The following is a 23954-nucleotide window of genomic DNA, read 5'->3' as shown; positions in this document are numbered from 1 at the left end:
GCTCCTCGACCTCCAGGCTAGCTCGATTCTCTGAGGGCTTGGTAGCCCTTCTCCTCTATCAGCCTGGCGAGGTCCTTGTCACCCGTCGCTACGACTCTACCGTCTGCTAGTACTGTTACCCTGTCTGGTTCGACGTAGTTGAAGAGCCTGGCGTAGTGTGTGATTAGCAGCACTGCCTTACCGTTATCCCGTAGGCTTCTTATGATATCAGCGATCTTCCTGACACCGTCAACGTCTAATCCGCTGTCCGGCTCGTCCAGTATAACCACCTTTGGATCCATTAACAGGGCTTGCAGCATCTCCGCCCTCTTCTTCTCTCCCCCGCTGAAGCCGACGTATAGCTCCCTCTGTAACACGCTCTTGTCGAGGCCAACCTCTTCCAAGAGGCTATAGATCTCGCGGAGCTTCTTGGGGTCCTTGAGTGTTGTTAGGTCTTCGGCTCCGAGCCTCTTGTTTATAATAGCTATCAGGAACGTGGAGAACCTAACGCCTTGTATACTTGGGGGCTCTTGAAAGCCGAGGAACAGCCCCCTCAATACCCTCTCGTCGGTTGGGAGGTCTTTTATGCTGGTCCCGTCCAGCTTTATGTCGCCTTCTGTTACCTCATAGCCTTCTCTCCCCATTATGGTGTATGCTAGAGTGGATTTCCCGCTCCCGTTTGGCCCCATGACGGCGTGTACCTCTCCATAGTTTATGTCTAGGTTTACTTCTTTGAGGATAGTCTTCCCATGTACGCTTACTTTCAGCGAGTCTACCTCCAGTGCTTTAGCCACCTGCACTCCCCCGTTTAACACCGTTAAACATTGCTGATCCACGCTTTATAAACCTGCCACCATAACGCATGGAAAACAGGTAAATATAAGGCTAATAATACACACGCCGACTAGCCGGTGTATGGGTTGGACACGGTCAAAGACAAGATAGTACAGTGGCTACTAGACGAGGGGCTGGAGGTCAAAAGCGAGATAGTGCCGAGGGAGGCGCCCGTCGAGTGGGTCCTTCGAGTGGTGGCGCGGATACCGCCGACAATTGCCCACATACTAATACAGCAGCCAGCTGCAAAGAAAGACCAGCTAGTATTCACTCTAGGCATACTGATTAGTCCAGACCATAAGGCGAAGTACGACGCTCTAGAGGGCGAGGATAAGATAAGAGTCATCACAGAAGTCCTGAAAACCGCCTACGGGATCTGTCCAGAGTGCATTATCGTAATCCAACCTGACCTGGTAAACGCCAAGAACATACTCATAACCAAGATAGCATACCACGAGAAGCTGGACAGGGCCCTCGTAGCCGATACCATCCGAAAGCTCTCGAACATACTGGCACTGATCTCGGCGGTTCTAAACGCCGAGCTGAAGGTGCTCCCCAAGCCGAGGAAAGACGAAAGCGGATACCCTACCAGCTTCATGTAGAGGAGTCAACCCATGCCCGCGCAAGTAGAATTGGAGGGCACGAGGCTAACACTCTACACCCCAGTGATAGTAGCGGAGTCGGAGAACTACGCCATGGCGACTGTCCTAAGAGAGGGACCCCCTCCTCCCGAAACAGTAGCCGAGGCCGTAGTACGAGTCCTCAAGGGAGACGAGATCGGGAAGCTCAAACCGGAGGAGTATGCTCTGGCACTCGCGATACTCTACGGCGGAGTAATCCTGGTGGACATCGGCGATGTGGACCCGGTGCCCTTATCCCGTGTACTACCGCAACACGGGTTCCTAGCCGCTGGCACGTGTGGCAACCCTCCTAGGCTAGATGATAGGACGGTTCTATCCCTCTGGAGGAAGATTTACGGGGGAGATATGCGCGGGGCTCTGGAGCTAGTGGGCCATTGCTCCTATAGGCCGCGCCTTCTATTGGAGGTAGATGCGGAGAGGGACCCTCTCCCCGTGGGATATTACTCAGAACCACTCGATTCTGGGGAGTAATTGCACAAGCAGTATCATTACACGATTAAAGCTTTCCTCCACAATCGTTACCAACGGTGAGTCCTAGGTGGCTAGAGACCTGCCCCTGAAAAGTCTCCATGAAGAGCTTGGGGCCACGTTTGGCGAGTTCGCCGGGTGGAATGTGCCCATGTATTATACCTCTGCGCTGGAAGAACACGTTAGTGTAAGGGAGGCTGTCGGCATATTCGATATCAGCCATATGGGCAGGCTGAGGATCCGGGGAGGAGGATCGCTTGACCTGCTTGAGAGGCTCTTCACCAAGAGGCTATCCAAGACAAAGGAAGGGTTCATGAGCGGGCCAACACTGGCCCTGAACGAATACGCTAGAGTGAAGGATGACGAGATGTTCTACAGGGTCAGCGATGATGAATGGCTGGTTGTACCCAACGCGGCGGTTGCAGAAGCGATGAAACACTACTTTATCGAGAAGGCTAGGGAGTATGGATTAGAGGTGGAGGTAGAGGATCTACAGGGCAGGTATAGTCTCTTAGCCCTCCAGGGGCCTAGGAGCGCGGCTATAGTGGAGGATCTCGGCGGATCTGACCTGGTATCGCTGAAGCCCCTAGAGTTCCTCGTTGACGTCAAGCTCGGCCCGGCGAGGATATACGTGGCCAGCCGGAGTGGATGGACGGGGGAGGACGGATTCGAGTTCTGGATTGAACACAGTGAGGCGGTCAAGCTCTACAAGGCGCTCCTAGAGAAGGGAGTGAAGCCCGTTGGCATCGCGTCGAGGGACTCTTTGAGGATCGAGATGGGCTTTGTCCTCGGCGGCAACGAGTATGGAGAGGACCCCCTTAGGTATCCCTGCGCCTTAAGCCTGAGGTACGGGCTTGGAGCTATCGACTGGAAGAAGACCGGGTACGTTGGCGAGTCCATGTTGAGAACCTGTAGGAGAGAGGGGGTGAGGTGGATTCGAGTCGGGCTGGTTATGAAGAAGAAGTTCGCCCGGTTTATTCCAAGGCATGGCTACACGATCGAGATCGAGGGGATCCCTGTCGGCTGGGTTACCAGTGGAACCTTCAGCCCGGTAATCGGGAGGGGGGTCGGCATGGGTTACATCGATACACGCTACGCCATACTAGGCGAGCCGGTGGCAATTGTCGCGCGTGGCGGTAAGAGGAGTGGAGAGGCCAAGATCCAGGATTTCCCTCTTATCCCGCGGTGAGGTCACCAAGGCTCTGCTGCCTCTGAGAGCATCTTAACGACATCGTCTAGTGTGACATCGTTTACCTCGACGATCTTCAACCGGTCTCTAGACCCCTTGACGATACGTATCTTCGAAGGCGATACACGTAGTGTCTTGGACAGGAACTTGATTAGGCTAGCGTTTGCACGGCCTCCCACCGGCGGTTCATCGGTGTAGAATACTAGCTCGTCTTCCTCCACGACTAGCGTAGTACGGTTGGAATCGGGTTTCACGTAGAACTGGATGACTACGCCTCTACCGATCTCTCTCACGTTCTTTTTTATCAAGTCCTGGTTAACAGGCATTGCCAGCCACCGTTTCATACATTTCCTAGGGAATCTAGTGTAATATCAGTCTCGGTGGGCGAGGATGCCCGTGTACTGCTCTAGGGCTGTGGCGAGCATCGCGTTAAGCGCTGGCAAGCTTGGGTACTCCCTTCATGGCCATGACGTGTGGATTAGAGTTTGCATTAAGACTAGGAGTGTAGTCGATATATCGTGGTTCTCCGGGCTTGTTAGGGATACTGTCTCCCGATACGATCATACCCTTTTAGACGATGTCTTGGGCGATGGAGCACTTATAGAAGATCTCTTATTTAATGTATTAAATAGTATAAGAGAATCTATTAGTAAGGAAAAGATAGAGTTGCTCGACGCCTGGTGCGAGGCGAGCATACCGGATGGCGATATAATAGTCTCGATCGGAGAGCTTGCATGAAGGGGGGAAGCGATGTTCGCATGGATATTCGCATACTGGTGGCTACTGCTGATCGAGAGCCTAGTAGTGGCTGGGGTAATGGGGCTACTAGCTCTAAACGCCAATAGACTCGTGGGGAACACGCCGACGAGCCTCGCCGCACTCAAGGGTAGCATGGCTTTAACAGCACTCGTCACCGTAGTAGCCTACTTCGCCTTGATAATCGGGATAGCGAAGTATCTTGGAGCCGTTGGGGACCAGCTCGTAATAGGAGCAATGATCCTATCAGCCGGCCTCGTGGTCTTACAGTGGCTGATATCGCCCTGGCTGATAAACGTCCTCTATAGGACCCGGGAGCCCGCCACCTATAATGAGAAGATCCTTGAGACTATTGTCGGTAGAGTGGCGGAGAGGAGTGGCATAGGAGGGGTGAAGGTTAGGATAGCTGATCTCAGAATGCCAAACGCCTTCGCCTACAGCAGCCCACTCGCAGGCAAGTATGTTGCATTCACCAGGGGCCTCCTGGAACTGTTGAGCGAGGACGAGGTGGAGGCGGTCGCCGCCCACGAGATAGGCCACCTCAAACACCGTGACGTGAGCTGGATCCTGGCCTTAAGCATAATCCCCCTAGTGGTATACTTCATGGGGAGAATACTCATATTCACGGGCCTACTAGGTGGCGGCGACAGGAGGCGTGAGGAGGGCAACCCCCTTATACTGGCGGCTATTGGAGCCGCACTGTTAGCTCTAAGCATAGTCTTCCGGTTCCTCATAGCACACTTCAACCGGTTGAGGGAGTATTATGCCGATGCACACTCTGCCTTGACTACAGGCCGGCCGAGGTCCCTTCAAAGGGCCCTAGCCAAAATCTACATTGCAGTCAAGAGAAGCCCTGTAGAGGCTGTTAAATCGTCGTTCGCAGCCCCGCTCTTCATAGTAGCCCCATTAGTGGAAGTGAGCGGCGGTATGCTAGTTGATATAGATGACCTCGTGGAGACGCTGAAGCACGAGGAGGAGAGCCCCCTAATGGAGCTGTTCTCTACCCACCCGCCGATCTCGAAGAGACTGCGCTTCCTCGACAGACTATCCCTCTATGGCGGGTGATACACTAGTTGAGTAGGGCCAAACAGGTAATGACTGCGGTTATCGCGTTACTACTCCTCGCCACAGGCATATACTTCCTCCTAAACAGCATGTCACTGATCACAGGAGACCCTCCCCGCGTGGCCGCTAGCCTACTAGCAGCGATACTAGGATTATCCCTGGTCAGCGCATCCGTTACGCTGGTTAGAACCTGGATAATAGCGGAACGCGCTGAAAGGCCTCGGTCAGGGGTTCGCTGACCTCACCTAGACCCCCGGCGCGGGGGTCCCTCAGCAGCGGCAGAGGACCTCACAGGCCTCTCTTGTATGCCTCGTAGCCGAGGGAAATAAGCATGACCCAAGCGTGGATGTACAGGGAGTTTGTTATGGTGTCTTGTGACGCCAGCTACTCAATGCCCCTAGGTATTCTAGGGGAGGGACCCTACTTCTTCAAGATATACAAGGACCCAATGAGTGGAGAAGAGAAGAACGTGGGGGGCTGCCTCCTCCTCCTAGCACCCATCGACCCCCTCGTGTTTTACGAGAGCATCATGCATAGCTTAGAGCGTAGGAAGGAGCTCCGTGACCTGGATGCTTTAGCCGGACTGGGTAGTGTGTTTACCTGTAGTCCTGTTCGGGTTGGAGAAGCCCCCGAGTACGTCCTCTACGAATGCGATAGGCTGAGGCCCATTAGTATCGCTCCCTGGAGGGGCTACAATAGGGGCTATGGATGCCTGGTAGAGCTCCTCATAATTTATAGCAGGGTGAGGGCCCACGTCATAGAACCGGACTGGGGCGTGCTAGACTACTTGCTACGCTGTATAGAGCGATCCATCCCTGGCGGTGGCAACATTGATAACGTTGCGAGGAGACTACTGCAAGTTATACGAGGGGGTCTGTAGAAAGCTCGCACCAGCAAGGGGATTATACATTGACATCGCTGAGAAGAGACTTAGGTTACCGCGCAGGAGGGAGATCGAGGCAGCCGAGCTGGCGGCCCGCTACGCGGTGCCATCCAGCACATGCGGCTTTCTCCAATGGGCGGTATCAAATATACCGGGTAGGAGGGTGTGCGTTTTAGGCCCCCTCTTCGAGGGCGATGGCCTTAACGATTGCGATGTGGTTATCGGGGTTGAGCAAGTAACGAGTCTACCATACGGGGTCGACGTCCTGACAGGCGATTTAGACTCGTTGGATAAGGCCAGTATCCATCCTAGGGATGCTTCAATGTATTGGCTTGTACACGTTCACGGCGATAACACGATGCTGTTGTCTAATAATGGAGTACTTGACCGGGTTCTCCGAGACGAGGGGATTGTATTCACAAGCCAAGTTGCTTGCCTTTGGCCAGTGCTCGGTATCGGAGGGTTCACGGACGGCGATAGACTAGCCGTCTTCTCAATGTATATGGACGCTGGTGCAATCGCTCTATTGGGGTTCGATTTTAACCACGCTAGGTGCGTGGGCAAGGCTTTATGTAGTGCTAGAGCTAAAGAGGAGAAGCTTCACATCGCTAGGGAGATCATATGGCGTGCTTCGAGGCTACTAGGTTACAGGATCCTTCGGCCTTCTAGGGGTACGCCCGGCGTCCTTCTAATACGGTAGGGTGTCCTTGAGGCGTGTTCGCTGGAGGGTTGATTGGGAATTCGGGTTGAGTCCATATTGAGGTTAATGGAAAAACTATGAATATAACCTTATAAACATCCTGCCAACATAGTTATACTTGGTGGGGCGCATCCCCGTGACAAGAGATCTTTTCCCCGGAACCCGGAAGAAGCTTGTAGTCGAGCTTATGGACGCCTCTCCCGTGACGGTCCATCCGAGGGATCCCCTGACTAGGGCGCGGGCACTCTTCCGATCTACAAGGGCGCGGGTCGCATACGTGCTAGAGGAGCGGACTGGGAGGCTCTTGGGTAGAATAACGCGTGCCGATATACTGGCTATAACGAGTGCTAAGAGTAATGCGATTGTCGAGACTGTTATGGAGGACCCTCCCGTTATCCTAGGCCCGAGCGATAAAGTCGTTGATAGCGTGGAGCTGATGTTGAAGGCTGACGAGTGGTATGCGCCAATCGTAGACAATGAGAGGTTGGTCGGCCATATCGGACTAGAACACGTGGTAAAGAGCATGGTGGACGAGGATCCAGACACCTTGGAGAATTTGAGTGTTGAGGAAGTCATGACACGGGAGGACTTGGAGACTGCTAGCGCTGACGATTTTGTAATGAGTATCTGGGAGAAGATGCGCGAACTAGATTATGCCGGACTCCCAGTTGTCGATGAGAAAGGAAGGCTTGTAGGTATTGTAACACAGTACGACTTGCTCGTCGCTGGTGCTAGGGTTAATTTGGAGTCTTCAAGTGGAGCCCAGAAGGGCCCGAGGGTTCGCGAGGTTATGACTACCAGCGTCGTCTACCTCTATCCATGGTCTAAAGTTTTTGAAGCTGCCGAGATAATGATTAAGAAGGGCTTCGGCAGGGTACCTATAGTAGAATCGGAATCGTCTAGGAGACTCACTGGTATAGTTGATCGCGAGGATATCGTTAGGATTATGTTGGGAGGGGATTAGAAGTGAGTAGACCTGTGCGTGGAGCCAGGAGGGAGAGGAGACCCCCTATTAAAAAGGTGTCTGTGGCTCGTGTCAGGAGGAAGCCAGTCCCCCAGACAAGGATCATTGTGAGGCCAGAAGGCATTCGGTGGCTGAGGGCTGATGGAACTCCAAACTGGCGCCAATGGATTCCGCCCAGGGAGGGGGAGGTAGCCTTAACAGCCTCCCGGCCTCCCGTGACTATAGCGCCTAACTCCACCATACTTGAGGCTGCCGAGACAATTGCTGAGAAGAACGTTAGAGGACTCATAGTAGCCGATCCCGCTAGACAGTTGCTAAAGGGTTTGCTGACGGCCATGGATCTAGTCAATTATCTAGGCGGGGGCGAGTACTATAGTATCGTTGTCGAGAGGCACAAGAGGAACATATACTCTGCCTTGAGAGACGAGTATGTTAGCTCGATAGCAAACCCGACGCCCATATTCGTGACAAGGGACGAGGCCCTTGACAGCGTGATACAGTTAATGATAGAGAACGGCGTGGGGATCATACCAGTAGTATACGAGGATGGGAGTGTATATGGCGTTGTGACCGAGCACGATATTGTGAAACACATAGCTGGCAAGAAGCTGGGGGTAAAGGTGGGCCAGATAGCCACTAGGAGTATCGTTACCGTAAACATAGAGGATACATTGATGGATGCCGCTAGGCAGATGGTGAAATTCGGGTTCAGGAGGCTACCCGTTGTAAGCGAGTCCGGAGACGAGGTTAAAGGGATCGTCACCGCGAAAGACTATGTCAGGTTCTTCGGCGGTCACACGGCGTTTAAGGAGCTCTCCAGCGTCGATATCGAGGAGGTATTGAAGATCCCCGTCTACGAGATAATGACGCCGGGCTTCTATACTGTGAACGAGAACGTTGATGCTGGCGATGCAGCGGCTTCGATGATGGAGTATAACACGAGTAGTCTACTCGTTGTTGATGATAATAACGACATTATCGGTATCGTGACTGAGAGAGACGTGTTAACAGCTATATTATGGTGATGCAATTTGCCCCCTAGGATCTCATCATATATGAGCATGGAAGTCGTAGTCGTCCGCCCATGGGAGAACCTAGCTCACATACGCCGCCTAATGCTACGCCACGGTATCGGTAGGATAATTGTCGCAGACGAGAACGATAAGCCGGTCGGTATAATAACTGTATCCGACCTAGTCAACGCCCTCCTAAGCCGATACCCTAGCAGGCCCATCAACACGCTCACGGCCTCTGATGTAATGACCAGAGACCCCAAGGTGGTTACGCCGAGGAAATCCATCAAGTATGCCGCTCAACTGATGAAGAAGTATAAGATCGGGGGATTGCCCGTCGTAGAAGATGATGGAGCTGTCAAGGGCATAATAACTAGGACCGACCTCACTAGGGCTTTTGCAGACATCTACAAGGGGAAGTTCCTGGTGGGCGATCTAGCTCGGGAACCCTACGCCGTGGCGAATCCCTATCACGCAGTGTTTCATGTAGCTAGACTTATAGCACTCGATCCGGCCGGTAAAGTCGTCGTGGTCGACGACGATAACAAGCCAATCGGCATAATTACTAAGAGGGACCTGGCATTCGCCAGCATACCCCTGGAATCCAGGCTCGCCCGAGGCAAAGACCGATACAGGAAGGTGAAGTCAAGGGACTACATGGGTAGGGACAAGATAGTAGCGCTACGAGAGTACATAGTCCCCCTAGCCAGAGACCTCATGAGCGAGGACATCATAACCACCACAAAGGACATCGATGCCGCTGAAGCCGCTAGAATAATGGTGGCAAACGGCATAGGGGCGCTCCCCGTAGTGGACGAGGAGGGTAGGTTAGAACTACTATTAACCAAGCACGAGTTCGTATCAGTAATCGCGGAATACTAGGCCCCCACTAAATCCTTTACAAACTTTTTCGCATCAAACCGTACTAGGTCTCCATAGCCCTGGCCAATGCCGAGATAGGCTATGGGCTTTCCTATGACGCCAGCTACGGACACGGCAGTACCCCCCTTAACGTCTGCATCCGTCTTCGTGAGTATGACAAAGTCGACCCCAACAGCCTCATTAAACCTCCTAGCCTGCTCCACAGCATCGTTACCCGTCAGGCTGTCAACCACCAGCACCTTGTAGTCGGGCTTGGAAACCCTCACTATCTTCTTCAACTCGCCCATTAGATCATAATCAGCATGCATTCTACCAGCAGTATCAACCAGGACTACACGGTACCCCCTAGCCCGGGAATAGCTTATAGCGTCGTGAGCGACGCTAGCTGGATCCGCCCCATACCTACCCCTTACCAGGGGCACTCCAAGCCTCTCAGCATGTACTGCTAGCTGCTCCTGGGCTCCGGCCCTGAAGGTATCCGCAGCTGCCAGTACAGGGGTTACACCTGCTTGCCTGAGCATGTAGGCCATCTTTGCAATTGTAGTTGTCTTGCCCACCCCGTTAACCCCTAGGAAGACAAGGACCAACGGTCTCTCGCCGGGCTCCCTTGATCTAGCCTCTCTTACAACATCAGGCACTGGCTTGTCAAGGATCTCCAGGAGCTTCTCCTCTATAGTCTTCCTCACTAGAGCCTCTAAGTCCACGCCTCGACTTATTCGTAGTCCTATGAGGGACCTCTTAACCGCCTCTGCCAGGGACTCAGCTACTTCATAGGCTACATCGACCTCTAGGAGCTCCATCATCATCTCATCCAGTATCTCGTCTAGGTCGTCCTCCTTGATTTCCCTCTGTAGCTTCTCACCCACTCTCTCCTTCAGACTAGACACGGTCTTCTTTATGGCGTCTCTAAATCTATTGAACAACAGACGACCCCCAGATCGGTTACTTCATCCCGTGGCCTCGTTTAATGGAAGGGGTTAGACTAGAGGACGCACTCCTCGGGCGATCTATTGTTGTCGTCTAGCCTGGGCTTGTTTCATGGCTAGCTGTTGGAGGATCGATTGTATCGCCTCGTATTGCCGCCGGGCTTCTTCGAGCCTCTCCGAGACTATCGATATTTCTTTGCTTATCTCGGCCTCCTTCTTAGCCAACGATTCCAATGCTTTTTCCCTGCTGAGGGCAGCGTAGACGTCGAGGCCTAGATGGACTAGGAACTTATCCTTCTCGACCGGCTGGGTTTTATAGAATACTATACCCTCGGGATCTGCTGGGGCCAATATAGGCTCCTCGCTCTCGCCGATGGCTTCAATGGTCTCCTTGGCCTTGCTTATACTGTCCCTTCTAACGCCTAGGTTTGCCAGAAGGCTCCGTAGATTCTCTATGATCTGCGCTAGCTCCTGGGCTTGCACGAGTAGCGCGTTTGGGTCTATTACTGTCTGCTCCTCTGGTTTTTTTGACATTAGGCTTTCACCCATTTAGTTAGCATTGATAGCCTCAGCATCCTTAGATCGTCTACCTCGTCTAGGGCGACCTCTTTTACCTCCTTTATCTTGATGTGGTATCTCTTTAGCTTGTGCCTGCCTCCTAGATCGCTATAGATCTTCTCTATGGCGTGCTCTGGCCTCACTGCTCGAACGTATATCTCGAACTTCCTCCACTCGGGGAATCTATCGTGGGAGAGTAGCATCTCCCCCTTAACCAGGTATATCTTCACACTCGTCATTCCTATTCTCCACCTCCTAGGGCCATTTGTATACGGGCGAGTTCGGGTCCGCTGGTTTCCTCTCCTACTATGGCGCCCCGAGAGTTCGCCACCAATCCAGTTCTGACGAATGCAACGCCAAAATTAACTGTTCCGGTTATGAAGGGTACTCCGAATACCTCGGATAGGAACTTGATCTCTTCGTCGGTTGCATCGGGGTGGACGAGGCCGCCTCTAGTGTTTAATGCTATTATACTTCCAACTGTTGAAACGCCAGCGATAGCCCTCTGGAAGACTTCAACGTCGAGCACGTCCTGTATAGTCTTTAAGGCCTCCCTCTCAAGCCCGGGATACACCAGTGCAGCCCTAGAGTTGGCGACGAGTAGATTACCGACCGCGTTATTCCTCGAAGGTAATGTCTCCACGATAACTCCGTCGCCAAGGGATCTCTTGAGGAGACGCAACTCTTCGTCTGAGATGCTGGATGCCACTAGCAGGCCCTTGTCGTTGCCCGATGCTAGGACGCCGATGAGCCTGGTCCCGGCTATAGTGGTTTCGACAGGTTCGACTCCGAGGACCTCGGTTATGACCTCCTTATCCTCCTTATCTAGCCCTGCCGGGGCGAGGACGTACTTGTCGGTGGCGAACATGTAAACGCCTACGTTGGAGTTACCCATCACTGTCATAGTCTGTATCTCGAATTTACCCGTAGACGGCACCTTCTAACGCCCCGCCAATCCTCGATACCCATATCGGGTCTAGTGGATCCTTAAGTCCACAGCTACTTGGATTTGGATTCCTTGGCTACTATCTTACCGGGCTTTAGCTTAGGCGATGCGAGGTATACGCGGGCTTCTCTAGTTTTTTCCTTCTCTTCCTCCTCTTCACTCTTCTCAACGACCTTGACTAGAATACTCACCCTCCTCGGAGGCTTCTCCCGGCCCCTACTCCATATATAGTTGTTGACCTCGTCGGCTATGACTACCCTATCCGCCTTTGTATGCCTCCTGACGAACTCTCTAACGAGTTTTACAGCCCTGTCGGCGCGGTTAGTCCTCCTACCCCAGTATACACGGGAGAGGTTAACATTGTAGACGGCCTTGAACAGAACCTTCTCCTCCGCCATGGCTATTACCACCTACCCTCCAGCTACTTCTTCAGCTTAGTCATCCTCCAATGCCTTCTAACGGGGTTGAAAGTGAACCTCCTCATGGTCTTTACTATAACCCATGCAGGCAAAGCCCTACTTCTCTTGGCGGCTTTCGCGAGCCTAAGCTTCCTTGCGTGGGGTTTGTTCCTAGCCATCCAGGCCCACCTACTTGCGCTCGAACCGTATCTTGAAGCTACGCCTGGCCTGTGAGTCTAATCTTAACAATATAGCCTTTACCTGCTCGTCGGACACCGGAGGCACAAGCTGGCCCGCCTGGACTAGTTGTATTATCAGGTTCTCTGCCGCCTCGGCTAGCTCTGGTTTTACAAGCCTTATGTTAGCAAGCCTCTCCCGGGCGGAATCAGTCAGTATCCTGCGTAGCAACGCCTCCTTTCTAGCCCTAAGTTCAGCCTCAAGGGCCTTCCTCTTCTTCTCCTCTTCCAGCTCCCTCTGTAGCTCCATTAGCTTTCTCCGCCTTATCTCCTCCAACTCCCTATCATCTACGCTCAAGCAGTAGCACCCCCGGGTAGAGGTAGTCCTCGGGAACGGTTTTTATATTGGAGTAGAATGCCGGGGCCCCTTAGAGGTATATCTCTAGGTCCTTCCTCTCCTTGACTAGATCCTCTAGGATCTCCTTGGCTGTTTTATCTAGTAGACTCCTCCCGGCCGGGGTGAGGACTCTCCCCTTCCCGGGGATCTTAGCTACAAGCCCCGCATCCTCCAGCTGCTGGAGCAGCTTCCTTACAACGCTACCCGAGGCTTTCTTGAAGTGCTCCGGCGCCGAGCCCCTGTCTTGTCTACCACCGTAAATGGTTCTGAACGTTTCTATCCCTATGGGCTCCCCGCTCTTGTACATTTTCCGGAGCATGGAGGCCGCTCTCATATACCACCAGTCCGGGTCCTCGGGGGGCTTCTCCTTGTGGACTCCTGTTTTAGCGAAGAAGGCCCATACGGGCGGTTTGACCTGCTCGTATTTCTTGAGCTTCTCTGCGACTCTCTTGACTAGCAGGTCCGCTGGAACCTCCATTGCATTGACCACGGCCTCTTACACCCATCCATCGGCTACGCTGTCCACGGGAATTAAAAACACTATTTCTTCCTGGGCCTGTAGAGTACGAATGTACGGCCCCTCACACCCATAAGCCGTGCGCCCAGGCTCTGAGCTACCCTCTCTGCAGCCAGCCTACGCTCTCTACCCGTTCCCACCGCTGTTCTCAGCATCTTGACTTTCACTACCTCTTGCTTGTCGAGCCTGTTATCGATCTCCTTCAGGACTTCTTTCGTGAAGCCCTTCTTCCCTATGATTACATGCGGGCTATCGTGATGCGCCGCTCTTGCTCTCCTCGCGCTCCTCGGGGGCATTTCGTTGACCTCCCTTCTTGTAGGGCCTCCTGTGAATCCAACCGCATCTAGCACACCTTATTACTATATATGAGAACCTGCCTTGGCTTCTCAACCGTAGCGACGCTGTTACCCCTGGTATAAGTGGGAGGTTACATCTCTTGCATAAAGCCTTCTTGATCCATCTGGGGGGTCTCACCCTTGTTGTCGTCGACATTTCTTTTATCAGTGATCCGAGCCTTGCAGCATAGTCCCAGTCCCCCTCCTTGGCCTTCTGGACCGCTATCTCGTATAGTATCTCTATCCTCTGGACGACAAGGTCCTTTAGGACCGCCCTAGACCTTCGCCGGCTCCTCTTCAATCCTCCTCAACTGCCTCTTATACATCTCGAAGAGCTCCTCCTCAGTCGTTGCATCCTCGGGAGCTTTATCCGGCCGCCACCTAATGAACCTCGGGAACCTGATCGATATACCTACTCCAGGTTTGACTGCGCCCAGGCAACAGGTGTGCATAGGCGAGAGTGTCAGCTCCGCCCCCAGGATCTCCGCCACTATCTTTGGCTCGATCCACACATCGGGTTTGGCCCTGGAGTCCACTCGTGGATGCTTATGCGGAATTATCAGGGGCTTGAGCATATCCTGCATCTTCTCTAACTCCTCGTCAGTGAATCCAGTAGCGACTTTACATACAGTCCTGAAAGTATCTGTCTCCGGATTATACGCTGCCATGAGTAGGCTACTCAGCTTTCCACCCCTCTTGCCTCTGCCATAGAACGCACCGACTACCACCAGGTCTACTGTATCGGTCATCTCGCTCTTGTAGTCTTTCTTGAGCTTGACCCAGAGCCATCCCCTGATGCCAGCCCTGTAAATGCTCTGGTCGTGTAGTGCCTTGACCATTACACCCTCGGCGCCGTCCTCTATTGCCTGTAGGAAGAAGTTCCACAGTTCCTCGGGATCGCTTGTTACAATCGCCTTGGCCAGAGAGAAGGTGTCTGACTCGTTTATCGACCCCTCCAGATTCCTCCTCCTAACTGGTAGTGGCTTGACCGTGAGGTCCTCTCCGTCCTTTAACAGCATATCGAATAGGAATACCGCGACGGGGACTTCCTTCATGATCTTGTGTATGTCGTGTTTCCTCTTCCTCTGCATGAGCTCCTGGAATGGCTTCAACTCCAGCGTCTCCGGGTCGATCGCTACTATCTCCCCCTCTACTATGGCCTCATGGGCTTTTACACTACTCTTGACCATCTCAACTACGTCTGGATACATTGAGGTTATATTCTCCAGGCGCCTAGAGAATATGTATACCGTGTCGCCTTTCTTGTGTATCTGCCCCCTCTCCCCGTCATACTTGTATTCTACAAGTGCCCTGCCACCGACCTTCCTCAGTATCTCAGAGGGGTCCCTCCCCCTCTCGGCTAGCATCGGTCTGATCGGCGTGCCGACCGCCGGTTTGATCTCCTTGAGCGAGTCTAAGCCCTTCTCCACGAGGAGCCTGGCTATTAGGCCCAGGTCTGCTCTAAGGTTATAGGCTCTCTCGATAACCTCCCTTGCAAAGGCTCCTCCGCCAAACGCTGTTGCTAGCGCGTCTAGTACAGTGGCGTCGCCTATGCCGACCCTTAGACGGCCCTCGACGAACCTCACTATGTACCGTGCCTCTAGGGGGCTTGCATCAGCCAGTAAACCGGCTAGGATCCTGAGCTTGAGGTCCCTGCTACCCTCTCCTTGCGCGTAGGCTATCTTCATTAGGCTGTTGTATACCCTTGAAACCGTGAGCCTGGATTCAGGCTCTTCACCCATGAACGCTAACAAGCCCCGGGCCGTCTTTCCTGCACGTGACTTGTGTTCCCTGCACAGCCTCTCGGCGACTTTGCCTAGGTCTCCCAGCTCTTTGTACAGCCTATCGACCTTGTCCTCGGGGACCTTGTATGCTAGTGCGATGGCTTTTATGAGTAGCTTCTCTCCGACACCTAGCTCCGGTATGTCCTTCCACTCCGGCCCCAGCTTTCCTTGTATTATATAGACTATCTTGTCTATGACCTCGGGCGGGGTTTTCTTGAAGAGCCTGACAAGGAGTAGCGTTAGCTGTGTTCGAGCCGTTATCCTCTCCATGGAGTCGAACGTCTCTGCTACAATCTCAAACTCTAGATCGCCCAACGACGACACCCCTCATTATTATCTCTCGGCGAGAAGCTATAAGGCTAGGAACTGAGCTCTGGGATGCAAGCTGGTTATTAGCGTCCATCGTGTTTAAGGTGGTAGTGGCGATGAGGATACCCGGCAAGCCCGTAGGCGGACGCCGGATGCGGATCCTTTTGGGCCCGAGCCCCCTCTTGGCGTTACTCGCTTTTTTCCTTGGCCTTGTAAATCTCCCATGCTAGCTCTGCGACGTATTTGAGCGCGGCTTTGGCTTTAATCACTTCAGCAATACCCTCTATATTTGAAATAATTATCTCTTTTATACTACCGTTCGTTCTCTCCCTGATAGTGAGTTTGGCCTGGTCCTGCTCCTCTACGCCCTCTTTGATCTGTTTTTCCCTGATCTCGTCTATGATCTCATCCAGGTACTCCTTCATGTCGCCGATCAAGACCATCTCGAACTCGGGAACAATCCTCACATAGCTGTCTCCGATGTAGAGCCTGGCTATCCTCCTCCTACCAACCTTTACCTCCTCAACCTTCTCGTCGATAGATAGCCTCCCAGGGGTTCCCTCCTCATAGTGGTATAGGATGCTCTTCAACATCTTTAACTCGTTCTCCAACTCCTCTATCCTGTGTTTAATCCACGATAATACCTCTTCCCTACTGGCCAGTTGTTCTTTCTCGCTGTAGCTCAACGGCTAACCCCGTCTGTGTATTTGCCGGGGGAGGGTGATCTTGTGGCCCGCCCGGTATTACACGGTTATCACTGGCCTCGTAGCTTGTTCAAGTCTGGAATCTTCATGAGGCCCTTTACTTCCTCGGGAATCCTATCCAGATACTCCCTGACGAATCTCTTGTCTATCTTCTCATCCCTGTATTCATCATCCAGCATAACGGCTATGGTCTCGATTACCGGATACCATCTTCCACAGTCGAGGCAGACTATCACGCCAGTCTTTATCCTCTTCTTGACACACACCCTACACTCATCTATGGATACCTCGCTGGCCGGCTTGCCGAGGTAGTGGCAGTAATTCCTGCATTTGACCTTGCCGGGATCTAGCCCCGTGTCCTCTTCCTCCTCCTCGATAACGTGTAGTTTTAGGTTAGTGCTTTTGCAGACAGGGCAAGCGAGTAGATCCATGACGAAGTACTTCAATACGGCATTCACCCGATACCGCATTTATCCTTTAACAGGGACTTTACCTCCCTCAATAACTCGTCGGTTTTCGACGGATCCCTGGCTTCTAGCATTATTCTCACGACTGGTTCGGTGCCGCTGGGCCTTACTAGGACCCAGTAGCCGTCGCCGAAAACCTTTACACCGTCAATGGTTACTTGGCGTAGATTAGAGTAGTGCTCCTTGACCGCTTCAACGGCGCAGGCGGCTTGTTCGCGTGTGGCGGGTAGCTTTGTTTTGACCGGGTAGTACTGGGGGAGGGCCTTTAGTAGGCTTGAAAGGGGTCCCTCCTCGTCGACCATGTGTACTAGTAGAGCCGCCTTCATGGCCCCATCCCTGACCGTTTGGTGTGGCACATGCATATATCCCCCGTTCTCCTCGAAGCCAGAGATCGCTCCTCCATCCCGCTGTATCATCCGGGAGATGACTACGCTACCCACCGGGGTCCACACAACTTCTATGCCTAGCGGCTTGAGGTAGTCCTCTACGGCTATGCTGCTGGATACACCGGTGTACACTCTGCGTGGAAGCCCTTTCCAGCGCTCCGAGACGTACCCGGACAGTAGCGCGCCAGTCCTGTCTCCCCAGACGACGTTTCCTGTATCATCTATTATGATGGCCCTGTCAGCATCACCGTCATGACCTACTCCGAGCGATGCCCCTGTTCTTACAACCATCTCTGCAGCCTCCTTTAGGGTTTCAGGCGTTGGTTCTGGCTCTCTACCGGGGAAGAGTGGGTCTAGGTTGCAGTTTATGGTCCTGACCTGGACCCCTATCTCCCGTAGCACACGTGGAGTTACAAGCGACCCCACGCTGTTTGCGCAGTCCACCAGGACCTTGTGCTTAGACTCTAGTGGGGGGAGCCTTTCTAGGTTGCCCAGGATTCCATTGACGTACAAGTCTATAGCGTCGTGGAGTACTATCGGGTCATGCACGTAGGAACGCCACTCTAGGGCTGATCCCGTCCCCTTGAAATAGTATTCCTCGATAACTTCCTCGTCCTCCCTAGACACCTCGATTCCATCGCCAGCTATCACCTTGATACCGTTGTACTCCGGTGGATTGTGGCTGGCAGTTATCATGACGCCCCCATCATAGGGACCCTCCTTAACATTATACTGCAGGCCTGGGGTAGGAATGTAGTTGGCATCATAAACCTTGACTCCCTCTGAAAGCAATCCAGCCACGACAGCGGATTTAATCATCGACCCACCAGCCCGCACATCTCTGCCAACAAGTATCCTCGATCCCTTGCCGAGGAAGGCTCCAATGGCTCTGCCAAGCCTCAGCGCCAGCTCTGGGGTAAGCTGAACGCCAACGACGCCGCGCACCCCGTCGGTCCCGAATAATCTGCCCATAGATGCTCTCCCTCGATACGGCCAGGTATCCCTAGCCTGTCATCCCGTTAAATAAAACTCCCAGGATCTCCTATAAGACCTCGGGAGCCCTGTTGCCCTAAGCTACTCGTTTATGGCGCTAGCCTTTGACACTGGACCAGTTAATAATCTTCCGCTTGCACGGCATCTATGACGAGGGACCCTCTACCATGGATACGTGGCTAGTCGGCGCCGACGAGGCTGGCCGTGGAAGCTTAGTTGGGGAGATGATTGTCGCGGTAGCCGCTGTCAGGTCCGACTGCGTCGAGACACTGCATGCCCTGGGAGTACGTGATAGCAAGGATCTCTCCCCTTCCACTCGCGCCTCTATCTATAAGGAGCTCTCAAGGCTGGATTGCCTAGCATTCTCTGTATACCCGGTCAAGCCCCGTGACATAGACACGTATAACCTGACGAAGCTCACCGAGGAAGCCATATACAATGCCTTCAAGCTACTACTCGTGCGAGTCAACCCGGCAGCCATATCTCGGGTTACGGTGGATAGGTATGGCAGGGTAGTCAAGTTGAAGATACTTCTCAGAAAGCTAGGCTATAGGGGGCCTATTATAGTCGAGGAGAAGGCCGACTCCAAGTACATAGAGGTGTCGGCGGCAAGTATAGTGGCCAAGCATGTTAGAGACGCTAGAATACGGGTTCTATCGAGCCTCTATGGGGTGAGGGGGAGCGGTTATCCCAGTGATCCAAGGACTATTGACTGGGTAATGGACGTTGTAGGAAGGGGTGAGAAACCACCGATCATCAGATATTCATGGGGCACCTTGGAGGGTACCGGGTTTAGGGTGAGGAAGAAGAAGGGAGGAGAACACCGTATAACTCTAGATGACTTCCTCTAGAGTGGAGGCATGCCTCGCAAGGCGATGACATCGTGACTGCATTGCTACGGCCGGGTGATGCACTGGCGGCCCTGTTGGTGGATCTCGGGGTTGATAGGGTCGCTGTTCTTAGGCCTGTTAATAGGAGGAGGCTTGCGGAGCTGGGCTTGCAGGAGCTGGCGGTTGAGATGCTTGTCGAGGAACTAGACATCTGTGCATCAAGGGAGCCCGTTCCCTGTCGGGTTATCTGGGAGGGACGCGGCGTAGCGGTAGCGGTTCCCGGGAAGGGCGGGTCCTGTAGGTATGTTGTGGGGTTGAGGAATTGCCTTAGAAGACTTCTTTCTTGGAGGACGCTGAGAGAGGCGCTTCCGGCTAATCCTCTTCCAGCCTTCGTCGTGGACTTAAGCAGGCTAAGCCAGCATAGCGATGAGGAACGCGCATCCCTCAAGATACAACTCGCCATGACGCTAACCGTCGTGAGGAGGTTTCTATGGGATCCACACTTGATACTAACTAGTGCCCCCGAGAACGCCTGGGAGTGGCTCTATCCTTCTGTGGGTAAATCCAAGATACAGGTTAGGGGTGAGAGGCCTGGAAGAGTCCTCTGGAATATGAATGCTGATAAAGTGGTAATATTGAGGCCAGACGCTGAGAAGGTGCTTAGCGAGGATGACATAAGGGATGCTGATGCCTTCCTGGTGGGGGGAATCGTTGATAAGATACCTAGGCCAGGTGTTAGTAGGTTCCTAGACACGGCTGTCCCGTGGGGTAAGCCTAGGAGGATAGAGCTGAGAGGCTCCCTTGTAGGAGTCCCCGATAGGATCAACAGAATAGCCGAGATCGTATTTAAGGTGCGTTTCGAAGGGATGACTCTTGAGAAGGCTATTATATCGTCTATGACGAGAAGGGACGTGCTGAGGAGGCTCCAGGTGGAGATACTTAGAGCCTCCAAGGGTGGGAGACTGGCTCTAGATAGGGATCACTATGAAATGCTGAGCCGGTGGCTACCGGTATCTTGCAGGGATTACCTGGACATGGCCAGGAGATCCGGAGTCGAGGTCGGGTGGGAGTGTGAGGGTTAGGATTATAGCGGCTGATAGTATGGGGGTTAGGAGTCTAGCTACAGTAGTTGAGGTATCTGGCGTAGTGATCGGCCTGGACCTTGGTGCGAGTATTGCTCCTAGACGCTATGGCTTGCCGCCTCATGAGATGGAGTGGAAGACGCTTGAAAGGGCCTTGGATGAGGCTAGGAGGTGGATCCGTGAGAGCCATGTTGTAACGATTACACATTATCACTATGATCATTATATGAGGGATGAACCGGATCTCTATAGGGGTAAGATCCTAGCTGTGAAGGATCCTAGGAGGAATATTAACAGGAGCCAGGCGATCAGGAGCTATGTTTTCTTGAAGAAGCTGGGCGTCGAGGAGCTAGCCGATGTCAGGATAGCCGATGGCCGGTTCCTAGAGTTTGAGGGTGTCAGGATAGAGTTCTCGCCCCCTGTATGGCACGGGGAGCCAGGCACCCGTGTGGGGAGGCTGGTGATGGTTAGGATATTGTCGGAGGAGGGGGCAGTTATATTTACTAGCGACGTCCAGGGGCCAGCGGACCCCGAGGCTCTAAGGGTCCTTGAAGGGTGGAGCAGGCCTAGACCGGATATCGTGATCGTCGGGGGTCCCCCAACGTATTTCGCGGGTTTCAAGGTCCCAGTCAAGGCCGTTGAAGCCGGGCTTGCGGGGTTGAAGAGGGTCATAACACTCCTCCAGCCGCGAGTGGTGGTTGTAGATCACCACCTGCTACGCGATATAAACTATTCTGACAAGATAGCTGAGCACTATGACGCCGCTAAGGGTGTTGGAGTGAGACTGGTAACCGGGGCGGAGTTCATGGGTAGGCCTGTCAATCAGCTTGAGGCTAGGAGGAGGGGGTTATGGAGGGAATCCTCCGGGTAATTCTTTTGGAGGCTGCCCTTGAGAGGGTCCCTCGCGAGCTGTGGAGCCATCCTCAGGTGGTTAGGAGTGCGCGCCGGTATGGTGTTAGGCCTGGAGACATGTTGCTGGAGAAGAGTCTGCACTACAATGCAATGGCTGCGCTCCCTCAGAAGTGGAAACGTGGCAGGCCCGATATAGTCCACGTGACCCTACTGTCCCTCCTAGACTCGCCCTTAGCGAGGGATGGCTTGCTCGAAGTATATGTACACGTGTATGACGGGAGGATTTTCCGTGTTGAAACTAGTACCAGGATTCCCAAGAGCTATGAGCGATTCCGCGGTCTAATGGCCCAGTTGCTGGAGTATGGGAGGGTCCCCCTGGAGGGCGACGCCCTCATCTATATGACACACGAGAGACTGGGAGATTTTGTAGAAGAACACGGTAAACTCCTACTTCTCTGGGAGCATGGCGAGGATAGGAGTCCCGAGTGGATTGTTGCTAGGAGTCTCTATACGGGCATGCCCCTCGGCATAGGAGCCTTTGCTAGGGGGGACTTTAAGAGGTCTACTCTTAGGAAGTCTGCTGAGAGGTATAGGATAATGTCTGGTTTTGGATTGAAGGCTTGGAGCGTGGCGTCCCGTCTTGTCTGTGCGGCCGAGAGGCTTCTGGGTTATTTGTAGGGGGTGCTGGGGCTCTATCTCTTTCTCCTACCGGTTCTCCTAGCCGCTATATGACCTACCTTCCGGCCTGGCGGCGTCTCCCTGGCTACGGTTGACGGGTGGCTCTTCCTCTGGTGGCTTCCGCCTCCGAATGGGTGGTTTACGGCGTTCATGGCGACACCTCTTACTCTAGGCCATTTCCTAGCCTTTACCTTCCACTTGTGGTATGCGAGTCCGGCTTTCATAATCGGTTTCTCTACTCTTCCAGCTCCAGCCGGAATCCCTATTGTTACCCTGGCCTTATTTGGCACCTCTTTCTCCTTGCCGCTGGGCAGGCGTATCCTAGTCTTGCTCCCAGCCCTGCCTAGTATTAGGGCATAGCTTCCTGCCTGCCGGGCTAGTTTGCCCCCGTCGCCCGGGACTATCTCTACATTGAATACCATGGTTCCTTCGGGTACATTGCCTATAGGCATTATGTTGCCTGGATCGGGCTTGGCATCAGGGCCTATCTCTACGATCTTCCCCACGTATACGCCTTCGGCAGCTGGTGTTAGAAACTCCTTGCCGTCTTCCGTCACGATCCTTGCCAGCGGGACATAGCGACCTGGGTCGTGGAGTAGCTCGACGATCTTGCCCTTAACGGTAGAGTCTGCAAGGGGCGGATACTTGGCGGGCCCGGGGTGTATATGGCCTGGGCTGCGGTATGTCGGCGTCCCCCTGCCTGCTCTTTGCTGCCTGAGCCGTTTACCCAATTTAGCTCACTCCCCTGTCCGATCCAGGGATACTCTGCTCTTCCACCTTTTTAACGTATTCGTGGAATCCGAATACACGAGTCTCCGTTGGCGGCAGGTCTTTGACTTTCACCATAGCTGTCCCGATCGGCATCTCCAGCAGGCGTCTAGCATCGTCAAGCCCGAGTCTCCGGGCCGCCTCTGTATAGCTCCTCGTATACCCGCCGAACACTATAAGGGTCCCCGTGTTGTTTAGCACAGAATCTGGTAGATCCTCGGGCGACTGCGTCGCATATACTACGTGGAGTCTCCTACTTCGACCCTCTCTAAGAGCCCATACCAGGTGCTTGGCTCCACTCATAGCCAGCCTCCACGCCTCATCTATTATTACCACGACCCTGCCGGGGAGATCCCCCTCGCTAGCCTCTAACACGAGGCTCGACAATATAAGCGACGCCGCCACATCTCTATCCTCGTTAGCAAGGCTCGACAGGTCGAAGACCACTAAGCCTCGCCTGAGCAGGCTTCCCTCACACGCATTAACGCTCTTGGAGGAATAGCTCTCGAAAACAGACTCCAATAATATCTCGGCTAAACCCTCCATCCTTGGTATTTGTATACAGTCTCCGGGCTCTAAGACTTCTACAGCCGTTGCCTGTGCTGAGAGCATCGCTACTAGGTCGCCCTTCGGGTCTATTACGGCTACCATATAGGGGTCTAGCCTTGATTCGCTCCTGCTAGCCAGCTGTGACGCTATACCGTTTAGCAGTACCGTCTTACCCCTACCCGTGGGGCCGAAGACGCCTATGTGCGTCTCGAAATCCCTCGGCCAGTCCAAGACCACTAGCCTGCCGTCGGAGTCTCTCCCGAGGACGACGCCGGGAGAGTCATAAATGCTAGCGAAGATAGACGGCGGCATGGTCCCCAGTCCCTCGCTGGTGGAGGGTAGGAGAGCCTTCAATAGAGGCTCTTTGGCCCTCTCAAGTCTAATCCCGGCTTCGGCCTCGACCATCGACTTGAAGGCTTCGGCTTTTGCACGCGCCTCAGTATCGCCCTTCTCGCTCCATACCACGAGGAGGACCCTGTGGGTATAGGGTGTATGGGTTCTAGCCACCTCATTGTATAGTTTCTTGAGGAAGCGTAGTCTCTCAGCGTATCTGACGTGGCCGGTAGCCTGGTATCCGAATTGAGCCTTGTTTATCTGGTCTTCCAGGTACGAGAGTAGCCTGCCCTTATCCACTCTGAACAGGCTTGTCATGTATGTAACGTTTATCCTTACACTCCGAGCCAGGTTGGCCAGTCTCTCACCCAGCCTGCCGGTTTCATCGCGTATCGGGTCCTCGGAATAGTATATGATTGGCTCGTAGGTCTTCCCCTCGAATACTATCGCCTCGGTACCACCCCTTCTATCCGCTATTGACGCCCTACTTAGACTCACTCCGAAGTCTCTAGTCGCCCTCGTATTCTTGATTATTAATGTGAGTGATGCTACTGCCATCCCTCCTATTAGAACCTCAAACCACATGAGTGTC

Annotated in this window: 33 protein-coding genes; 15 read left to right on the top strand and 18 right to left on the bottom strand. The window is 53.5% G+C overall.

Going from position 1 to position 23954, the window contains the following annotated elements; all coding sequences use genetic code 11:
* Window positions 1-17: 17 nt before the first annotated feature.
* Window positions 18-773, bottom strand: coding sequence for a Fe-S cluster assembly ATPase SufC (gene sufC / locus F7C38_04585; GenBank protein ID MCE4600824.1), 756 nt, complete (start codon window positions 771-773; stop codon window positions 18-20).
* A gap of 126 nt (window positions 774-899) precedes the next feature.
* Here sufC and F7C38_04580 point away from each other — a divergent pair, with 126 nt between their 5' ends.
* The 3 genes from F7C38_04580 (at window position 900) to gcvT (ending at window position 3111) form a co-directional block, all read left to right on the top strand.
* Window positions 900-1415, top strand: coding sequence for a DUF2299 family protein (locus F7C38_04580; protein MCE4600823.1), 516 nt, complete (start codon window positions 900-902; stop codon window positions 1413-1415).
* Window positions 1416-1427: 12 nt separating this feature from the next.
* On the top strand, window positions 1428-1925 hold the full coding sequence (locus tag F7C38_04575; protein ID MCE4600822.1) for a hypothetical protein: 498 nt from the start codon (window positions 1428-1430) through the stop codon (window positions 1923-1925).
* 67 nt (window positions 1926-1992) lie between these two features.
* Window positions 1993-3111: a glycine cleavage system aminomethyltransferase GcvT gene (gene gcvT / locus F7C38_04570; protein MCE4600821.1), complete on the top strand. Its 1119-nt coding sequence runs from the start codon at window positions 1993-1995 to the stop codon at window positions 3109-3111.
* Between the two features lie 2 nt (window positions 3112-3113).
* On the opposite strand, the gene F7C38_04565 is transcribed toward gcvT, so the two are convergent.
* Window positions 3114-3437, bottom strand: coding sequence for a DUF167 domain-containing protein (locus tag F7C38_04565; GenBank protein ID MCE4600820.1), 324 nt, complete (start codon window positions 3435-3437; stop codon window positions 3114-3116).
* Between the two features lie 64 nt (window positions 3438-3501).
* Between F7C38_04565 and F7C38_04560 the strand changes: the two genes are divergently transcribed.
* From F7C38_04560 to F7C38_04525, 8 genes are all read left to right on the top strand, one after another.
* Window positions 3502-3849: a hypothetical protein gene (locus F7C38_04560; protein MCE4600819.1), complete on the top strand. Its 348-nt coding sequence runs from the start codon at window positions 3502-3504 to the stop codon at window positions 3847-3849.
* Between the two features lie 12 nt (window positions 3850-3861).
* Entirely contained in the window at window positions 3862-4932 is a 1071-nt protein-coding gene (locus tag F7C38_04555) for a M48 family metalloprotease (GenBank protein ID MCE4600818.1), read from the top strand.
* Window positions 4933-4940: 8 nt separating this feature from the next.
* Window positions 4941-5171, top strand: a complete 231-nt coding sequence (locus F7C38_04550; GenBank protein MCE4600817.1) for a hypothetical protein — start codon at window positions 4941-4943, stop codon at window positions 5169-5171.
* 125 nt (window positions 5172-5296) lie between these two features.
* Window positions 5297-5812: a DUF447 family protein gene (locus F7C38_04545; protein MCE4600816.1), complete on the top strand. Its 516-nt coding sequence runs from the start codon at window positions 5297-5299 to the stop codon at window positions 5810-5812.
* The gene (locus tag F7C38_04540) at window positions 5763-6515 is read left to right on the top strand and encodes a hypothetical protein (protein ID MCE4600815.1); all 753 of its coding nucleotides are present in this window, start codon (window positions 5763-5765) and stop codon (window positions 6513-6515) included. Before F7C38_04545 ends, F7C38_04540 begins: the two co-directional genes overlap by 50 nt.
* 136 nt (window positions 6516-6651) lie before the next feature.
* On the top strand, window positions 6652-7479 hold the full coding sequence (locus F7C38_04535) for a CBS domain-containing protein (GenBank protein ID MCE4600814.1): 828 nt from the start codon (window positions 6652-6654) through the stop codon (window positions 7477-7479).
* Between the two features lie 2 nt (window positions 7480-7481).
* The gene (locus F7C38_04530) at window positions 7482-8504 is read left to right on the top strand and encodes a CBS domain-containing protein (GenBank protein ID MCE4600813.1); all 1023 of its coding nucleotides are present in this window, start codon (window positions 7482-7484) and stop codon (window positions 8502-8504) included.
* 6 nt (window positions 8505-8510) lie between these two features.
* Entirely contained in the window at window positions 8511-9374 is an 864-nt protein-coding gene (locus tag F7C38_04525) for a CBS domain-containing protein (protein MCE4600812.1), read from the top strand.
* On the opposite strand, the gene ftsY is transcribed toward F7C38_04525, so the two are convergent.
* The 14 genes from ftsY to glmM form a co-directional block, all read right to left on the bottom strand.
* A complete protein-coding gene (gene ftsY, locus F7C38_04520) occupies window positions 9371-10297 on the bottom strand; it encodes a signal recognition particle-docking protein FtsY (protein ID MCE4600811.1) in 927 nt (308 codons plus the stop codon). The two genes, F7C38_04525 and ftsY, sit on opposite strands and share 4 nt — an antisense overlap.
* 84 nt (window positions 10298-10381) lie before the next feature.
* On the bottom strand, window positions 10382-10834 hold the full coding sequence (pfdA, locus tag F7C38_04515; protein MCE4600810.1) for a prefoldin subunit alpha: 453 nt from the start codon (window positions 10832-10834) through the stop codon (window positions 10382-10384).
* Window positions 10834-11097: a 50S ribosomal protein L18a gene (locus tag F7C38_04510; GenBank protein MCE4600809.1), complete on the bottom strand. Its 264-nt coding sequence runs from the start codon at window positions 11095-11097 to the stop codon at window positions 10834-10836. The genes pfdA and F7C38_04510 overlap by 1 nt, the downstream gene beginning before the upstream one ends.
* 2 nt (window positions 11098-11099) lie before the next feature.
* A complete protein-coding gene (locus F7C38_04505; GenBank protein ID MCE4600808.1) occupies window positions 11100-11795 on the bottom strand; it encodes a translation initiation factor IF-6 in 696 nt (231 codons plus the stop codon).
* Window positions 11796-11857: 62 nt separating this feature from the next.
* The gene (locus F7C38_04500; GenBank protein MCE4600807.1) at window positions 11858-12202 is read right to left on the bottom strand and encodes a 50S ribosomal protein L31e; all 345 of its coding nucleotides are present in this window, start codon (window positions 12200-12202) and stop codon (window positions 11858-11860) included.
* Between the two features lie 23 nt (window positions 12203-12225).
* The gene (locus F7C38_04495; GenBank protein ID MCE4600806.1) at window positions 12226-12381 is read right to left on the bottom strand and encodes a 50S ribosomal protein L39e; all 156 of its coding nucleotides are present in this window, start codon (window positions 12379-12381) and stop codon (window positions 12226-12228) included.
* A 10-nt stretch (window positions 12382-12391) separates the two neighbouring features.
* Complete coding sequence (locus F7C38_04490) at window positions 12392-12736, bottom strand: DNA-binding protein (protein ID MCE4600805.1); 345 nt, start codon at window positions 12734-12736, stop codon at window positions 12392-12394.
* 70 nt (window positions 12737-12806) lie between these two features.
* Entirely contained in the window at window positions 12807-13265 is a 459-nt protein-coding gene (locus F7C38_04485; protein MCE4600804.1) for a 30S ribosomal protein S19e, read from the bottom strand.
* 50 nt (window positions 13266-13315) lie between these two features.
* A complete protein-coding gene (locus F7C38_04480) occupies window positions 13316-13588 on the bottom strand; it encodes a YhbY family RNA-binding protein (protein MCE4600803.1) in 273 nt (90 codons plus the stop codon).
* On the bottom strand, window positions 13542-13928 hold the full coding sequence (locus tag F7C38_04475; GenBank protein MCE4600802.1) for a ribonuclease P Rpr2/Rpp21/SNM1 subunit: 387 nt from the start codon (window positions 13926-13928) through the stop codon (window positions 13542-13544). Before F7C38_04475 ends, F7C38_04480 begins: the two co-directional genes overlap by 47 nt.
* Window positions 13903-15681, bottom strand: coding sequence for an ATP-dependent DNA ligase (locus F7C38_04470; GenBank protein ID MCE4600801.1), 1779 nt, complete (start codon window positions 15679-15681; stop codon window positions 13903-13905). The genes F7C38_04475 and F7C38_04470 overlap by 26 nt, the downstream gene beginning before the upstream one ends.
* Before the next feature lie 227 nt (window positions 15682-15908).
* Window positions 15909-16406, bottom strand: coding sequence for a hypothetical protein (locus F7C38_04465; protein ID MCE4600800.1), 498 nt, complete (start codon window positions 16404-16406; stop codon window positions 15909-15911).
* Window positions 16407-16474: 68 nt separating this feature from the next.
* Window positions 16475-16870 (bottom strand): Trm112 family protein, encoded by a 396-nt coding sequence (locus F7C38_04460; protein ID MCE4600799.1) that lies wholly within the window; start codon window positions 16868-16870, stop codon window positions 16475-16477.
* An 8-nt stretch (window positions 16871-16878) separates the two neighbouring features.
* Complete coding sequence (gene glmM / locus F7C38_04455; GenBank protein ID MCE4600798.1) at window positions 16879-18249, bottom strand: phosphoglucosamine mutase; 1371 nt, start codon at window positions 18247-18249, stop codon at window positions 16879-16881.
* A gap of 125 nt (window positions 18250-18374) precedes the next feature.
* Between glmM and rnhB the strand changes: the two genes are divergently transcribed.
* The 4 genes from rnhB to F7C38_04435 are packed head-to-tail and all read left to right on the top strand — an operon-like array spanning window position 18375 to window position 21712.
* Complete coding sequence (gene rnhB / locus F7C38_04450; protein ID MCE4600797.1) at window positions 18375-19121, top strand: ribonuclease HII; 747 nt, start codon at window positions 18375-18377, stop codon at window positions 19119-19121.
* Between the two features lie 32 nt (window positions 19122-19153).
* Window positions 19154-20182, top strand: a complete 1029-nt coding sequence (locus tag F7C38_04445) for a tRNA (guanine-N1)-methyltransferase (protein ID MCE4600796.1) — start codon at window positions 19154-19156, stop codon at window positions 20180-20182.
* Window positions 20172-21053: a hypothetical protein gene (locus F7C38_04440; protein MCE4600795.1), complete on the top strand. Its 882-nt coding sequence runs from the start codon at window positions 20172-20174 to the stop codon at window positions 21051-21053. The genes F7C38_04445 and F7C38_04440 overlap by 11 nt, the downstream gene beginning before the upstream one ends.
* The gene (locus F7C38_04435; GenBank protein ID MCE4600794.1) at window positions 21032-21712 is read left to right on the top strand and encodes a 16S rRNA methyltransferase; all 681 of its coding nucleotides are present in this window, start codon (window positions 21032-21034) and stop codon (window positions 21710-21712) included. Before F7C38_04440 ends, F7C38_04435 begins: the two co-directional genes overlap by 22 nt.
* A gap of 14 nt (window positions 21713-21726) precedes the next feature.
* On the opposite strand, the gene F7C38_04430 is transcribed toward F7C38_04435, so the two are convergent.
* Together F7C38_04430 and F7C38_04425 are read right to left on the bottom strand one after the other, a co-directional pair.
* Entirely contained in the window at window positions 21727-22443 is a 717-nt protein-coding gene (locus F7C38_04430) for a 50S ribosomal protein L2 (GenBank protein MCE4600793.1), read from the bottom strand.
* Window position 22444: 1 nt separating this feature from the next.
* Window positions 22445-23947, bottom strand: coding sequence for a type IV secretory system conjugative DNA transfer family protein (locus F7C38_04425; protein MCE4600792.1), 1503 nt, complete (start codon window positions 23945-23947; stop codon window positions 22445-22447).
* Window positions 23948-23954: the final 7 nt, after the last annotated feature.

Origin of the sequence: Candidatus Thermodiscus eudorianus, assembly GCA_015521085.1 — an archaeon.
Taxonomy (GTDB): domain Archaea; phylum Thermoproteota; class Thermoprotei_A; order Sulfolobales; family Acidilobaceae; genus Thermodiscus; species Thermodiscus eudorianus.
This window is presented reverse-complemented; position numbering and strand designations above follow the sequence as displayed.

Bases quoted from the DNA above. Each gene is read 5' to 3' on its own strand.
- F7C38_04480 (MCE4600803.1), bottom strand. From the start codon at position 13,588: ATGCCCCCGAGGAGCGCGAGGAGAGCAAGAGCGGCGCATCACGATAGC.
- F7C38_04560 (MCE4600819.1), top strand. From the start codon at position 3,502: ATGCCCGTGTACTGCTCTAGGGCTGTGGCGAGCATCGCGTTAAGCGCT.
- glmM (MCE4600798.1), bottom strand. From the start codon at position 18,249: ATGGGCAGATTATTCGGGACCGACGGGGTGCGCGGCGTCGTTGGCGTT.
- F7C38_04425 (MCE4600792.1), bottom strand. From the start codon at position 23,947: ATGTGGTTTGAGGTTCTAATAGGAGGGATGGCAGTAGCATCACTCACA.
- F7C38_04555 (MCE4600818.1), top strand. From the start codon at position 3,862: ATGTTCGCATGGATATTCGCATACTGGTGGCTACTGCTGATCGAGAGC.
- F7C38_04575 (MCE4600822.1), top strand. From the start codon at position 1,428: ATGCCCGCGCAAGTAGAATTGGAGGGCACGAGGCTAACACTCTACACC.
- F7C38_04500 (MCE4600807.1), bottom strand. From the start codon at position 12,202: ATGGCGGAGGAGAAGGTTCTGTTCAAGGCCGTCTACAATGTTAACCTC.
- F7C38_04565 (MCE4600820.1), bottom strand. From the start codon at position 3,437: ATGCCTGTTAACCAGGACTTGATAAAAAAGAACGTGAGAGAGATCGGT.
- F7C38_04545 (MCE4600816.1), top strand. From the start codon at position 5,297: ATGGTGTCTTGTGACGCCAGCTACTCAATGCCCCTAGGTATTCTAGGG.
- pfdA (MCE4600810.1), bottom strand. From the start codon at position 10,834: ATGTCAAAAAAACCAGAGGAGCAGACAGTAATAGACCCAAACGCGCTA.
- F7C38_04435 (MCE4600794.1), top strand. From the start codon at position 21,032: ATGGAGGGAATCCTCCGGGTAATTCTTTTGGAGGCTGCCCTTGAGAGG.
- F7C38_04470 (MCE4600801.1), bottom strand. From the start codon at position 15,681: ATGGAGAGGATAACGGCTCGAACACAGCTAACGCTACTCCTTGTCAGG.
- F7C38_04495 (MCE4600806.1), bottom strand. From the start codon at position 12,381: ATGGCTAGGAACAAACCCCACGCAAGGAAGCTTAGGCTCGCGAAAGCC.
- F7C38_04510 (MCE4600809.1), bottom strand. From the start codon at position 11,097: ATGACGAGTGTGAAGATATACCTGGTTAAGGGGGAGATGCTACTCTCC.